The sequence below is a fragment of the Pseudoalteromonas phenolica genome, assembly GCF_005886345.1.
Classification (GTDB): Bacteria; Pseudomonadota; Gammaproteobacteria; order Enterobacterales; family Alteromonadaceae; genus Pseudoalteromonas; species Pseudoalteromonas phenolica_A.
Window position 1 is genome coordinate 19,477 of sequence record NZ_PNEC01000021.1, and the last position, 14,129, is coordinate 33,605.

A 14,129-nucleotide genomic window follows, 5' to 3' on the forward strand; every position below is an offset into this window, starting at 1 on the left:
CAAATAATGACACCTTATAAAGTTTGTGTAAACATAGGGTTATGGCACTAAAAACTTCAGTGTTAAAAATTTCAATTATTTTAATCTTTCAAAGCCAGCGGATTATTAAAGCTCTATTTACCTTTAAGCCATTAGCCCTACATTCCACCAGTCATCTTGATCTATCGTTGAGGCTTTACCACTAATTACCAGTTCTGCCAGTTCAAGATCACCAATGAGTTCGAGCTTTTTATTAAATTCACTTTTGTTTGGTAATTCCCTTTGTTCTTGTTCTGCAGAGGAAAAAGCCAACTCTATCACTTCTCTTGCGTGTGACCAATGCTCAGTTGTTGGTTGAGCAGGAATAAATTGTTCTAGGTCATTAAACCCCGAACTCTACTTTTTTGAACGAAGTTAATTTACCGTCTTGCATGTGGTAAACCCTGCGGCCAACTAATACATGGCCTTTATGCTGCAGTTCTGCTAATTGCTCATCGTTGAGCACGTCCCAATTCGCTTTTGCAGTTTGTTGTGCCTGATAACGCTCAGCATCGGCTTGTTTTTGGGCGAGCGAATGCGCCAAATGCTCGGTGTATTCTTTTTTAGGCTCTTTAATTTTGGCTTGGTGGCCAAAAAATAAACTGGCCTAAGCGTATCTGGTAAAAAGTTTGATATATACCGTCTAGTCGCTTTTTACTCTATTTGCTTTAAAGCAAGCGTTGTTTAATGCAAGAAGGCAGGCTCATTTAGAATCGAAGCTATTTTTCATATGTGTTACTATGCTTTTGTTAAAATCCAACAATTAAGCACAATAGATAGCTAAAGATTTATGCAAGAAAACAATCAATTACACACACAAGAAAACGTTGAAGATATCCCTACTATCTATTGGCACGACTATGAAACTTGGGGGGCTAGCCCGCAAAAAGACCGCCCGAGTCAATTTGCAGGTATTCGCACCGATTACAACTTAAATATTATCGGTGAGCCTTTAATAGAATACTGCAAGCCTGCCCCTGATTATTTACCTCACCCTGAAGCGTGTTTGATCACTGGCATTACACCGCAACATGCACTTAAACATGGTCTGGTTGAAGCTGAATTTATGGCGAAGATCCATGCTGAGTTTAGCCGCCCTAACACTTGTGTGGCTGGCTACAACAGCATTCGCTTTGATGATGAAGTAACGCGTTACTCACTGTATAGAAACTTTTATGACCCCTACGAGCGAGAATGGCAAAACGGTAATAGCCGCTGGGATATTATTGATTTAGTGCGTGCCTGTTACGCACTAAGACCTGAAGGCATTGAGTGGCCATTAAAAGAAGATGGCTCACCAAGCTTTAAACTCGAAGAGCTAACCGTTGCCAATGGCATCGAACACGCAGCCGCGCACGACGCGCTGAGCGATGTAACTGCAACCATTGCACTGGCTAAGTTAATCAAAGAAAAACAGCCAAAACTATTTAATTTCTTCTTTGGGTTAAGAAACAAGAAGGCGTTAGCTGATCTTGTTGATGTCTATAACATGCAACCACTGGTACATACTTCATCGCGTATTCCTGCGACTCAAGGTTGTACAAGCTGGATTGCACCAATGAGCTTTCACCCAGTGAATAAAAATGCCGTGGTGTGCTTTAACTTAACAGAAGACCCTCAAGTGCTGCTTGATTTAGACGTTGAGCAACTACGTGAGCGCCTTTATACAAAGCATGCTGATTTAGGCGAAGATGAATTACCGGTAGGTCTTAAGTTGGTGCATTTAAATAAGTGCCCTATTTTGGCGCCTGCTAAAACTCTGCTTCCTGAAAATGCAGCACGTTTAGGTATAGACAGAGAAAAGTGTCTTGAAAATTTAAAAGTGCTAAAAGCACACCCAGAATTAAGAGACAAAGTAGCAGAAGTGTTTAACGATAAAGCGGACTTTAGCAGCACGACTAACCCTGATTACCAGCTTTATAATGGCTTTACCTCAAAAGCAGATAAAGCCAAGTTTGCGATGATCAGAGACGCAGCGCCTGAGTCACTGGGTTCATTCGATTTAGAGTTTGATGACTCCAAATTCACCGCTATGCTATTTAGATACAGAGCGCGTAACTGGCCGCACACGCTCACACCACACGAATTAGATGTATGGCGTAAATATTGTCAGAACAAGTTGATGCATGGTGAAGATAACCCTTCTATCGGCGCTGAAGACTTTATGTTAACGCTAGAGAATTTATTGCATCAGCATGATGGTAATGAAAAGAAAATGAGCATATTAAAATCTTTGTACATGTATGCTCAAAGCCTCTAAGCGCTTACTCAATTTAAATCTTACACAAAAAAGCCCGTTTAAAACGGGCTTTTTTTTTGAGCATTAAGCAAAATAATAATTAATTTATGCCAATGTATTTGTGTACTTGCACCGATAAACGCCAGTTTTTCTTTAAACAAGTTTCTATAGCCAATTTAGTTGCTTTGGCTTTTTGGCTGATTGGCTGTAAGTAAATAAGTTCTGGCCTCACACCTGTTTGCTCGAATAGCGTTTCAAGTTCATCAACGTGCTTTTGCATCGCGATTGGATGTTTGATTTCATTTGCTCTTTGCATGGCTGAAGTCAGTACATCATAACCACCGCGCATGTTGATTTTTGGTGATACGGTTACCCAGGTTGACTCAGGAGCTAAAATTTCGAAGGTGCCACTGGTTTCAATTTGTGTGGTGTAACCAGCCTCATGAAGTTGCTCACAAAGAGGCACTAAATCGTACATACAGGGTTCGCCACCTGTAATAACCACATGCTTAGCAAGATAGTCACGTTCTTTGAACAAATTGATAATGTCATCAATGCTGGCATTGGCCCACTTTTCAGAATCTGCTTTCTTTTCGACTGTTTCGCCCAAAGTTACAAGATAAGTGTCGTTGGTTTCCCACGTTTGTTTGGTATCACACCAAGCACAACCCACTGGGCAGCCCTGCAAACGCAAAAATATCGACGGCACACCAGTAAAACTCGCTTCACCCTGAATGGTTTCAAAAATCTCATTAACTTTGTACAAAGCAGCTCCAATACAACATAGCAAACTCAAAAAATCGGCCGTGAAAATTGTTATTTTTTCAGCGGCCGTGTAGTATATCGCGCCCTGAAGCAAACCTCTATCAAATTCGAGGCAATAATCTTATGAGTGAAAAAGTCGTCGTAATCTATTCTGGTGGAATGGACTCTTACACAGTGTTAAACAAAGCAATTAAGTCAGGCTTTGACGTGTATGCGTTATCGTTCAACTATGGCCAGCGCCATGTAAAAGAGCTAGAAGTCGCTGCGAGTGTCTGTGCTGATTTAAACGTGCACCATAAGGTTGTTGATATTTCTGCAATCAATCAGCTTATTGGCGGCTCATCACTGACCGATGATATTGAAGTGCCTGAAGGCCATTACGAAGAAGAAAGTATGAAAAGTACGGTAGTGCCTAACCGTAATATGATTTTACTTTCTTTGGCTGTTGGCTATGCGGTATCACTTAAAGCTAACAAAGTATTTTATGGCGCACACTCAGGTGATCATGCCATCTACCCAGACTGTCGCCCAGAATTCGTTGAAAAGATGAGTGATGTTTGTCGCATCGCTAACTATGAAGAAGTTGAAATTGTTTGCCCGTATTTAAACAATTCAAAGATTGAAATTTTAACCGACGGTCTAAAAATGGGCTTAGATTATAGCAATACATGGACTTGCTATAACGGTCGTGAAAAAGCCTGTGGTAAATGTGGTGCATGCCAAGAGCGTCTAGAGGCGTTTTCATTAAATAATGCAAGTGACCCTCTTCCTTACGAAGCTTAATTTGTTCATGTGCAATTGCAATCACCTATTGCAGTTGCACAATCCGTTAACCTCATTCTAGCTCTCACCTTCCCTTCTCTGACTTTTGTCACTAACTTAAATCAATAAGACTGCTATTCTAAGATTAGAATTATTAGTAGGAGTCAGTTATGTCAGGAACAACTATGATCGTAATGATCGTTTTCATTTGTGTCGGATTAGGGATGGTTGGAGAGTGGGTAAAACGCTATCTCGCATTTAAAGAAAAAGCACTTAAGCACTCAGGTGACTCCGAACAGATGCGTAAAGAGCTCACAGCTCTTAAAAGCCGGGTTGAAACACTTGAAAAAATCGTCACGGATGAAGGCTATCAACTCGACAAAAAGATCAGCAATTTATAGTACTTATAATTAGTAGTTTAACTCCATCACAAACTCACTCGGAGACTGCTCGGGAATAAGCAGCACCAACTGCTTTTTGGCTCGCGTTAATGCGACATAGAACAGTCTTCTCTCTTCTGCATCTTTGAATCGCTCTACTTGAGGTAGTAAAGCTTTAACTAAAGGTGCTGATTTCACTCTTGAAGGCAATGACTTATTGTCTAACCCAATTAAAACCGCGTAATCGGCCTCTTTTCCTTTTGCAGCATGGAATGTCATCTGTTTTATAGAAAGTTGCTGATAGTGGCTCTCAATCGCTTGTAAAGTTGATTTATCAAGTAGCGCAGCATGACTTCTCGCTAAGATTAAAACACTGGCATTAGTGGGGGCTTGATTTGCAATGTACCCTAGAGCTTCTGACATGCCTTGCATTTGATCTGTGTGAATCACTTCTTTCACAGCAGGTAATGAGCTTGATGAGAAAGCTTGTATTGATTTGGTTATTTGTTGTGGGTTAGCACAGACAAACTCAGCAGATAAATCGAGTAGAGACTGCGAATAACGAAATGTTTTGTCTAGCTGGGTGGTCGTTGCATGGCCAAAGTGTTTTGCAAACTCTGTGGTATAACGAATATCACCGCCATTAAATCTGTAAATTGATTGCCAATCGTCACCCACTGCAAATAGTTGGCTACCTGACTTATTAGCCAATAAATCTTTCACCAATTCAGCACGAATTGGTGAAATATCTTGAAACTCATCAACTAAAATAAACTTCCATTTCGGAGTATATTGACCACTTTGCGTATATTGTCTGGCACGAATGATCATGTCATCAAAATCGATGCTATTTTCATTTGATAAATAAAGATTATATTCAGCTAAAAAATATCTTAGCAGGGTTAGATCATTTGAAAACGTCGTCTCTAGCTCTGAGATTTTATCAAGTGCATGTGCTTGTTTGTAGAGACTGATCAGCGTGAAAATTATTTGTACAAACTTGTTTTTCACTGACGAGTTTAAAAATGTACTTAGCTCACCTTCAAATTTGTAGGCAAAGTTATTTCGTAGAAATGAAACCAACAGCTGCTTAAATGAATCGTCAGAAGATAGCGCTTGTAAAGTATCGAGTATAAATGCAGTTTTAGCCTGTAGATTGGTAGATAATTCAGACACCTTAGGCACGCTACCTTCTACATCGGCTATGATTTGCTTGCCCAAACTATGAAAAGTCATCACTTGATCTTTTTCTTCAAGTCTCGCTTGCAATTCTTCACTGGCATCACTGCCATAGGCTAATACTAATAGGTCTGCCGCTTTGGCTTGCTTGGTGTGAAGTAAGTATTTAAATTTCGCTGTAATCACACTGGTTTTTCCTGTCCCAGCGCCCGCCAACAACAACTGTCTATCATCTTGAATGATACATGCTCGCTGCTGCGCTTCAGTCAGAGGGTGTTGCTCAAGCCTATCAAAAAAGGATTTATGCTCCTGCATTTTGTAGTGAATATAGCTGTTTTTAAACTCTGAAATATCTGTTTCTGTCCAGCTGACTAATTCTTTTAAAGATGCCAGTGCTTTTTGTATATCGCGCGTTAATTGGCACTTTAGATCTCGAGCAAGCCAGTTTACAGCCAAGGCTTTCACTTTACCCTTGATTGCTAACCATTTTCGGTGTGACAAAAATGACTGCTTTAACAGTTCTTCAATTTTAAAAACTGTATTAACTAAATCCGCTTTATTGGCATTACACCAAAAGGTGTCTAGCTGGCTTTGGCAATCACCGTGCGCTGCAAAACGGTGCTCGTAAGAAGTTTCATCAGCATTGAGCTGTAGCTCAATCACATGGCTAAAAGGAGTTTTATGTAATTGAGGCGCACACTGTAAAGCCTGCCATGAGTAAGCAAGCGTATCGTTATGTAATTGTAAAATGAGTTGGCTTTCATTTAACTCAATCGCCTTGAGCTTATTTCTAAGTGATACAGCAGTATTTTGGAAGATCAAGATAACAGTTCAATGAACAAAATGATGACTTATGTTAATCAAGGCTATTGAATAATCAAAGTATTTTTATTGATTTCAGTATTAGTAAATTTCAGGCATAAAAAAACCAGCTGAAAGCTGGTTTTAATAATTGGTGCGGATGGGGGGACTTGAACCCCCACGGCCGAAGCCACCACCCCCTCAAGATGGCGTGTCTACCAATTCCACCACATCCGCAAATTCTTTAGTTAGGTACGTCCGAGTTATTATCGTTCGAAACTGGTACGTCTGAATCAGTAGGTGCTGTTTCTGTTGCCACAGGTGCTGAAAGATTCTCCCACTCATCAGTCTTTTTAATTTGACCAGCTGTTAAATTACCTAAAATGATGCTAAGTACGAAGAAAACAGTCGCTAGGATTGTTGTTGTCTTCGTCATGAAGTTTCCTGCACCAGAAGAGCCGAAAACTGTCGCAGATGCACCCGCTCCGAATGAAGAGCCCATATCTGCGCCTTTACCTTGTTGGATTAAAATCATACCAACTAAAGCTAAAGAAATAATTAGGTAAACAACCAATAATATCTCGTACATTTTATACGTTCCCTAATGCACTTTTGTAAATACTTAAAAAAGCATCTGCCTTAAGACTAGCGCCACCAATTAGGCCACCATCTATATCTGGCTGTGCAAATAACAAATCACTGTTAGAATCATTAACGCTTCCACCGTATAGGATGCGAAGCTCATTTGCGATATGACCATCATACTCGGCAATCATATCTCGAATAAATTTGTGCACTGCTTGTGCTTGTTCAGGTGATGCTGTTTTACCAGTACCAATTGCCCAAACGGGCTCGTATGCTATCACAGAGTTTGATAGTGATGCTATACCTGAATGCTCAATTACAGCTTTAATTTGCTCAGCAACAACTTGTTCTGTTTCACCAGATTCTCTTTGAGATTCTGTTTCGCCTACACATAAAATCGGTGTTAAGGCATTTTCTTGTGCTTTGCTAAATTTTTTTGCTACAACTTCGTTCGACTCACCAAACAGGCTACGTCTTTCTGAGTGTCCTACAAGAGTGAACTCTGCACCAAGTTGTTTTGCTAGTTCTGCACTGGTTTCACCCGTATATGCACCTGAGTTGTTTTCAGATACTGTTTGCGTACCAGTTACAAAACCTTTTTCAATTGCCGAGCTTAAAAGCATTGCTGGAGGAAATACAATAAGAGATGCTTTTTCTTCTATTTGGCCTAGCACTTTTGAAGAAACCTCTTCAATAAGCTCTACCGAACCATTCATTTTCCAATTACCAGCGACAATTGGCTTACGTTGCGACATACGATACTCCGCATCAAAAGCGGGTGAGATACTAACTCGCCTCACCCAAAGTTACAAGAAATAAAATTGAAATTTTGTTTAATTGCTCACAGTTTCAACAACTTCGGCAATTTTTTGAGCGAAGTCTAGTACTTGCTTCTCTTGTTCCGCTTCAACCATGACGCGTACAACAGGCTCTGTACCAGATTTGCGAAGAAGAACTCGACCTTTGCCAGCAAGATCAGCTTCTACTTCTTTCACTGCGGCTTTTACTTCGTCGGCTTGTGTTGGATCAGTGCCAGCTTGATACTTTACATTGATCATTTTCATTGGATACTTCTGGAAACCCGCACCCAAGTCTTTCAATGTTTTATTTTGCGATACCATGGCTGTTAGTACCTGCAAACTTGAGACAATACCGTCACCAGTAGAAATCAGGTCAAGATTCAGTACGTGACCAGAACTCTCGCCACCTATCTTCCAGCCTTTTTCCTTTAAAAGCTCGATAACGTAGCGGTCACCTACTTTACTACGCGCAAAATCAATACCTTTGGCTTTAAGCGCATTTTCGAGGCCCATGTTTGACATCACAGTACCAACAACACCGCCACCTAAATTATTCTCTTGGTGTGCCTGACACGCAATGATATACACGATATCATCGCCATCGAATACGCGGCCATTATGATCAACCATCATTACTCGGTCACCATCACCATCGTATGCAATACCAACATCCGCTTTATGCTCCAACACTTTTTGCTTTAAGCTATCAACATGCGTTGCACCGCATTCTAGATTGATGTTTGTGCCATTTGGTTCACAGGCATGACAAATGACTTCTGCGCCTAACTCACGCATTACATCAGGGGCAATGTGGTAAGTTGCACCGTTTGCGCAATCAAGAACGACTTTTAAACCCTCTAGAGACAATTCATTTGGAAATAAGCCTTTACAAAACTCGATATAACGACCATCTGCGTTGTCCAGACGACGTGCTTTACCTAGCTTTTCAGAAGGCACACAAGTCATTTCTTCATCAAGCATAGCCTCAATTTCAAGCTCAACTTCATCGCCAAGCTTTAAACCTTTACCATTGAAGAACTTAATGCCGTTGTCATGGTATGGGTTGTGAGATGCACTGATCACAATACCGGCTTCGGCACGAAATGTTTGTGTTAAATACGCAACAGCCGGTGTCGGCATTGGGCCAAGTAAAACAACATCAATGCCAGCAGCAATTAATCCTGCTTCTAGTGATGTTTCTAAAAGATAGCCAGAAATACGGGTATCTTTACCGATAATTACTTTTTTAGTGCCAGATTTAGATAAAACCTTACCTGCTGCCCAACCTAATTTAAGTGCGAACTCGGGCGTAATTGGAAATTCGCCGACTAGACCTCGGACACCATCAGTGCCGAAATACTTTCTTGTTGTCATAAGGGTGTTACTCCATTTCTTGCTGCCTGCCATACACCAATGACATCAGCCGTTTCTTTCACATCATGAACGCGAATAATATGTGCCCCTTTTTGAGCACATAACAATGCACCTGCTAAACTGGCTGCAACACGTTCACTTGTTTCTCTATTCAAAAGTTGTCCAAACATAGATTTTCGAGATAAGCCTGCCAATAGTGGTAAACCTAGTGTCGAAAATTTATTGAATTTGTCTAAGATTTCAAAGTTATGACTCAATGTTTTGCCGAAACCAAAACCGGGATCGAGTATGATCCTATTTTGATTAATGCCAGCTTTACTGCACGTTAAAACTCGCTCTTCAAAAAACTGATTTATCTCTGAAATAAGGTTTTCATAAGTAGGGTTTGTTTGCATCGTGCGAGGTTGACCTTGCATATGCATTAAACAAACGGGTACATCGGAGTATTTTGCTGCGACTTCTAATGCACCAGGCTCTTGAAGCGCTCTGACATCATTAATAATGTCTGCACCGGCTTCAATAGCCGCTTCCATGACACCAGCTTTACTGGTATCAATCGAAATCACACAATCAGAGGCTTCTCGAATACGCTTGATTACAGGTATAACACGTTGAAGCTCCTCTTGAAGAGCAACGTCTGGTGCACCTGGACGAGTCGATTCACCACCAATATCTAAAATTTCAGCGCCTTCCTCAATCAAACGCATAGCTTGTTTAAACGCGGCATCAACAGAATTGTAACTACCGCCATCTGAAAATGAATCAGGTGTAACATTAACAATACCCATGATAATCGGTTTGTTTAAATCCAGCTTTCTGTTTCTTGGAAGAGATAATTGGGTCATGTGGTTTAGAAGCGTCCTTTAACGTATTTATTTCACCTTATTCGTAAAAGGAGTTTCGAAATAAAAGATAAAAATTACTAAACGCAATTCTATATGCTAAGTGAAGAAATTAAAATAAAAAGCCCCGATAAATCGGGGCTCTTATTAAGATTAATTACTCTTTGCTATCATCCAGCTCGTTTGTTGGTCTCGATGCCTGTTCTGAGTCATTTGATTCAGGCTCAGGTTTAGCTTCAGGTTTAGAATCAACCTTTGCTTTAGGCTCTGGCTTTTGATCATGCGCATCACGAGGAGGACGAACCTCTTTGCGTTCCATCAGGTCGTCAATTTGACCCGCATCGATGGTTTCGTACTTCATTAACGCATCTTTCATGGTGTGAAGGATATCCATGTTATCTTTTAAGATTTTCTCAGCACGGTCGTAGTTGCGAGTAACAAAATCTTTAATTTCAGAGTCAATTAATTTAGCTGTTTCATCTGACATGCCTGACATACGATGAGAACCGCCGCCCATGTACATTTCACCTTGCTCTTCTAAGTACATCTGAGGACCAAGTTTAGAACTTAAACCCCACTGAGTTACCATTTTCTTGGCGATGTCTGTTGCACGCTCGATGTCGTTACTCGCACCAGTCGTTACTTTGTCATCACCATAAATCAATGCTTCTGCAATTCGACCACCATAAAGGCTTGAAAGCATTGACTCTAAATGCTCTTTAGAGTGGCTTACACGGTCTTGCTCAGGTAAGTACATGGTTACACCCAGTGCGCGGCCACGAGGAATGATTGAAACTTTGTAAACTGGGTCATGCTCTGGTACTAAACGACCAACAATTGCGTGACCAGCCTCGTGATAAGCTGTCATTTCTTTCTCGTGCTCGCTCATCACCATAGACTTACGCTCAGCCCCCATCATGATCTTATCTTTAGCTGCATCAAATTCAGCCATGCTCACTTTACGCTTGTTACCACGAGCGGCAAATAGTGCTGCTTCATTTACAAGGTTTGCAAGGTCTGCACCTGAGAAACCAGGTGTACCACGAGCAATCACTGATGCTTGTACATTTTCATCAAGTGGTACTTTGCGCATGTGAACATTAAGAATTTGTTCACGACCACGTATATCTGGTAAACCAACCACAACTTGACGGTCAAAACGACCAGGACGAAGTAGTGCTGGATCAAGTACATCAGGACGGTTAGTCGCAGCAATTACTATGATGCCTTCATTACCTTCAAAACCATCCATTTCTACAAGCATCTGGTTTAGTGTTTGCTCACGCTCATCGTGACCACCACCCATACCAGCACCACGCTTACGACCAACAGCATCGATTTCATCGATGAAGATGATACAAGGTGCCGCTTTTTTAGCTTGTTCGAACATGTCACGTACACGTGAAGCACCCACACCTACAAACATTTCTACAAAGTCAGAACCTGAAATTGTAAAGAAAGGTACTTTCGCTTCACCCGCAACTGCTTTTGCAAGAAGCGTTTTACCGGTACCTGGAGGACCAACCATTAGCACGCCTTTAGGTATGCTGCCACCAAGTTTTTGGAATTTAGATGGGTCACGAAGGAAGTCTACAAGCTCTGTAACATCTTCTTTTGCTTCGTCACAGCCAGCAACATCAGCAAATGTTGTCTTAACTTGATCTTCGCTCATTAGACGCGCTTTACTCTTACCAAATGACATAGCGCCTTTGCCGCCACCGCCCTGCATTTGACGCATGAAGAAGATCCATACACCAATAAGCAGTAACATTGGGAACCATGAGATAAAGATGTTTGCTAAGAATGACTGCTCTTCAGGTGCAACACCCTTAACGTTTACGTCATTTTTAAGCAAATCGTTAATTAAATCCTCATCATACATAGGCATGATCGTCTGGAAGCGTTCACCGTTTCCTTTAACACCTGAGATAGTACCTGTACTTCTGTCGATATTGACATCACGTACTGCACCGCTACGCACTTCTTTTACAAACTGCGTGTAACTCGTTTGACGATCAAATTGATCGTTTCCATTGAAGCTCTGGAACACTGTCATCAGCACTACTGCGATAACCAACCAGAGTATTAAGTTCTTTGCCATGTCGCTCAAGGAGTTAACCTCTTGTATCTAAAAATTATTTAAATTCAACTATAATGCATTTCAACTGTACTACAGTTTGTAGCCTGTCGCCACTATATATACTTCCCTAGATCTTGGACGCGATGCTTTGGGTTTACGAATTTTGACTACTTTAAAACAATTACGTACTTCTTGCACAAATTGATCAAAACCTTCCCCTTGGAATACTTTGACAGCAAATGCACCATTTGCTTTTAAAACTTGGTGGCACATATCTAACGCTAGTTCAACTAAATACATACTGCCAGCTTGGTCAGTACTCATGTTACCACTCATATTCGGCGCCATATCTGAAAAGACCACGTCAACATTTTTGCCGTTAATTCGATCTAGTAACGCGTCAAGTACAGATTCTTCTCTAAAATCACCTTGTAAAAAGTCTACACCAGCCAGTGAGTCCATTGGTAAGATATCACACGCAATAACCTGCCCTTTATCACTCACTTCTTCAGCTAGATATTGCGACCAACTTCCTGGCGCTGCACCTAGGTCCACTACAGTCATACCAGGTCTGAGCAGTTTATCTTTCTGTTGTATTTCTTCTAATTTGAAAATTGCACGCGAACGGAAACCTCGTTTTTGTGCTTCATGAACATAAGGGTCATCAACATGTTCTTTTAACCAGCGTTTTGAGCTCGCTGAGTGCTTTTTATTTGCCATATTAACTGCAACTCATTAGTAATATTCTGTAGATGGCGGTAGAATAGCGATAATTCAAGCCTAAGATTAGTAAATATTACCAATATGACATTATCAAATAAACAGAAACAGTACCTAAAAGGTCTAGCTCACCCACTAAAACCAGTTGTTTTACTTGGTGCAAATGGGCTAACTGAAGGCGTAATGTTAGAAATTGATCATTCTTTAGACATTCACGAATTAATCAAAGTGAAAGTACCGACGAATGACAGAGAAACTAAACAACTAATTTTTGACGCAATTGTAAGAGAAACAAAAGCGCATAAAGTTCAAGTGATTGGTCACGTTATCGTGCTATATCGCCAAAGCGAAGATAAGAAAATTCAACTTCCTCGCTAAACTTCCTCGTCAACAGCATTTGCTGTTGACGTCTCCTTCCACTCAATTGCCTGCTTAATAAACTCAACTGTTAATTCATTTATCAAACCACTCTCAGCGTTAAGTAACATACTATAGCCTATGTTCATTGAAGGAATGACCACAATGTCAGTCCGATAACCCTGTACCCAGCCACTGTGATAAAACAATAAAGTGCCTTCAAAATCATAGATGCGCCAGCCTAGACCATAATGCGCTTCCTTAACGTGCTTGCGCCAAATTCTTCTTTTAAGCTCTCTTTTTGTTTGCACGTAAGGCCTAGATTGCACAGTCAATGCGTCTAATGAAAGTACTTCCGGAAAATGCCCAAGTTGCGCTTTTAGCCAAAAGACCATATCAGCAGCACTCGCATTTACACCGGCTGCAGGCAATACTTTGTAATAATTGCTCTTTAATCTAGCTGTATGCCAACGTTTTCTACCTAACACGTGAGGCGCTGCAAAATTTTTGTCTTTGGTTAAATTTTCTAAACCAACACCACCATCTCGCATACCCAAAGGCGCAAATAAAAACTCTTCAACCCAAGTCTTGTAATCAAGACCTGTTTTGGCTTTTATCACCCTATCGATCAAGCTGAACATAACATTTTGATAGCCATAACATTGACTAGGCCTACAAATGGGGTCAATCTCAAAAAGCTTATCGGTTATATCAATATAACTCATTCTTGACTCAACAAGATTATCGTAGGCGTTGGGTACGATACCACTTGAGTGACTGAGTAGATGGAATACCTTCAGGTTTTTGAAATCTGAGCTTTGTGCTTGTGGGAGGTAATGGCTTATTCTTCTATCTAAATCTATTTGACCTTCAGCAGCAAGCTTTGCACTAAGAGAGCCTGCGAACGTTTTTGATACTGACGCTAAACGAAATCGAGTATGGGCATCAACTTTTCTACCTTGTTTGACTTTTGTTCGGCCAAACCCTTTTTTAAAGTAACTATCATCACCTTGAACGATACTTAATGCTGCACCGGGAATGGATTTTTCTTTTAGTTTTGTTTCGACTTGCTTAGAATAGCGATTTACAAATTGCTGCCACTGTTGCTGCTCGGTGTTATCGTTTTTATTTAATGCCAAACATTCAACGGTGAAGAGCCCCATAACTGCGTAAATCAGGGTCTTCATAAAAATTGCTCCTGTTTTCATAACAGCATTCTAACATTTT

15 protein-coding genes and 1 tRNA gene are annotated in these 14,129 nt (G+C 40.7%); 4 read left to right on the plus strand and 12 right to left on the minus strand.

What is annotated here, in order from left to right; all coding sequences use genetic code 11:
• Nucleotides 1-123: 123 nt before the first annotated feature.
• Entirely contained in the window at nucleotides 124-291 is a 168-nt protein-coding gene (locus CWB72_RS20555) for a hypothetical protein (RefSeq protein WP_171037266.1), read from the minus strand.
• Nucleotides 292-361: 70 nt separating this feature from the next.
• Nucleotides 362-562: a hypothetical protein gene (locus tag CWB72_RS09800; protein ID WP_138631011.1), complete on the minus strand. Its 201-nt coding sequence runs from the start codon at nucleotides 560-562 to the stop codon at nucleotides 362-364.
• 246 nt (nucleotides 563-808) lie between these two features.
• On the opposite strand from CWB72_RS09800, the gene sbcB reads away from it, so the two are divergent.
• Nucleotides 809-2,278, plus strand: coding sequence for an exodeoxyribonuclease I (gene sbcB / locus CWB72_RS09805; RefSeq protein ID WP_138631013.1), 1,470 nt, complete (start codon nucleotides 809-811; stop codon nucleotides 2,276-2,278).
• Between the two features lie 79 nt (nucleotides 2,279-2,357).
• Here sbcB and queE read toward each other — a convergent pair whose 3' ends face one another.
• Nucleotides 2,358-3,023, minus strand: coding sequence for a 7-carboxy-7-deazaguanine synthase QueE (queE, locus tag CWB72_RS09810; RefSeq protein ID WP_138631015.1), 666 nt, complete (start codon nucleotides 3,021-3,023; stop codon nucleotides 2,358-2,360).
• 122 nt (nucleotides 3,024-3,145) lie between these two features.
• Here queE and queC point away from each other — a divergent pair, with 122 nt between their 5' ends.
• Together queC and CWB72_RS09820 are read left to right on the plus strand one after the other, a co-directional pair.
• Nucleotides 3,146-3,805 carry a 7-cyano-7-deazaguanine synthase QueC gene (gene queC, locus CWB72_RS09815; RefSeq protein WP_138631017.1) on the plus strand — a complete coding sequence of 220 codons (660 nt, stop codon included), beginning with the start codon at nucleotides 3,146-3,148 and terminating at the stop codon, nucleotides 3,803-3,805.
• A 149-nt stretch (nucleotides 3,806-3,954) separates the two neighbouring features.
• Nucleotides 3,955-4,185, plus strand: coding sequence for a hypothetical protein (locus tag CWB72_RS09820; protein WP_138631019.1), 231 nt, complete (start codon nucleotides 3,955-3,957; stop codon nucleotides 4,183-4,185).
• A gap of 9 nt (nucleotides 4,186-4,194) precedes the next feature.
• Here the strand turns inward: CWB72_RS09820 and CWB72_RS09825 are convergent, their stop codons facing one another.
• The 8 genes from CWB72_RS09825 to rlmE form a co-directional block, all read right to left on the minus strand.
• Nucleotides 4,195-6,165 carry a UvrD-helicase domain-containing protein gene (locus CWB72_RS09825; RefSeq protein WP_138631021.1) on the minus strand — a complete coding sequence of 657 codons (1,971 nt, stop codon included), beginning with the start codon at nucleotides 6,163-6,165 and terminating at the stop codon, nucleotides 4,195-4,197.
• Nucleotides 6,166-6,296: 131 nt separating this feature from the next.
• Nucleotides 6,297-6,381 (minus strand) — tRNA-Leu (locus CWB72_RS09830).
• A 7-nt stretch (nucleotides 6,382-6,388) separates the two neighbouring features.
• Complete coding sequence (gene secG, locus CWB72_RS09835; RefSeq protein ID WP_138631023.1) at nucleotides 6,389-6,733, minus strand: preprotein translocase subunit SecG; 345 nt, start codon at nucleotides 6,731-6,733, stop codon at nucleotides 6,389-6,391.
• A 1-nt stretch (nucleotide 6,734) separates the two neighbouring features.
• Nucleotides 6,735-7,484, minus strand: a complete 750-nt coding sequence (tpiA, locus tag CWB72_RS09840) for a triose-phosphate isomerase (protein WP_138631025.1) — start codon at nucleotides 7,482-7,484, stop codon at nucleotides 6,735-6,737.
• Between the two features lie 78 nt (nucleotides 7,485-7,562).
• Nucleotides 7,563-8,903: a phosphoglucosamine mutase gene (gene glmM / locus CWB72_RS09845; RefSeq protein WP_138568678.1), complete on the minus strand. Its 1,341-nt coding sequence runs from the start codon at nucleotides 8,901-8,903 to the stop codon at nucleotides 7,563-7,565.
• Nucleotides 8,900-9,748, minus strand: a complete 849-nt coding sequence (folP, locus tag CWB72_RS09850; protein WP_138631027.1) for a dihydropteroate synthase — start codon at nucleotides 9,746-9,748, stop codon at nucleotides 8,900-8,902. The genes glmM and folP overlap by 4 nt, the downstream gene beginning before the upstream one ends.
• A gap of 154 nt (nucleotides 9,749-9,902) precedes the next feature.
• On the minus strand, nucleotides 9,903-11,846 hold the full coding sequence (gene ftsH / locus CWB72_RS09855; protein WP_138631029.1) for an ATP-dependent zinc metalloprotease FtsH: 1,944 nt from the start codon (nucleotides 11,844-11,846) through the stop codon (nucleotides 9,903-9,905).
• Between the two features lie 69 nt (nucleotides 11,847-11,915).
• Entirely contained in the window at nucleotides 11,916-12,545 is a 630-nt protein-coding gene (gene rlmE, locus CWB72_RS09860) for a 23S rRNA (uridine(2552)-2'-O)-methyltransferase RlmE (RefSeq protein WP_138568681.1), read from the minus strand.
• A gap of 84 nt (nucleotides 12,546-12,629) precedes the next feature.
• On the opposite strand from rlmE, the gene yhbY reads away from it, so the two are divergent.
• Nucleotides 12,630-12,923 (plus strand): ribosome assembly RNA-binding protein YhbY, encoded by a 294-nt coding sequence (yhbY, locus tag CWB72_RS09865; RefSeq protein ID WP_058029553.1) that lies wholly within the window; start codon nucleotides 12,630-12,632, stop codon nucleotides 12,921-12,923.
• Here the strand turns inward: yhbY and CWB72_RS09870 are convergent.
• Complete coding sequence (locus CWB72_RS09870) at nucleotides 12,920-14,089, minus strand: serine hydrolase domain-containing protein (protein WP_138631031.1); 1,170 nt, start codon at nucleotides 14,087-14,089, stop codon at nucleotides 12,920-12,922. The two genes, yhbY and CWB72_RS09870, sit on opposite strands and share 4 nt — an antisense overlap.
• Between the last annotated feature and the right edge of the window lie 40 nt (nucleotides 14,090-14,129).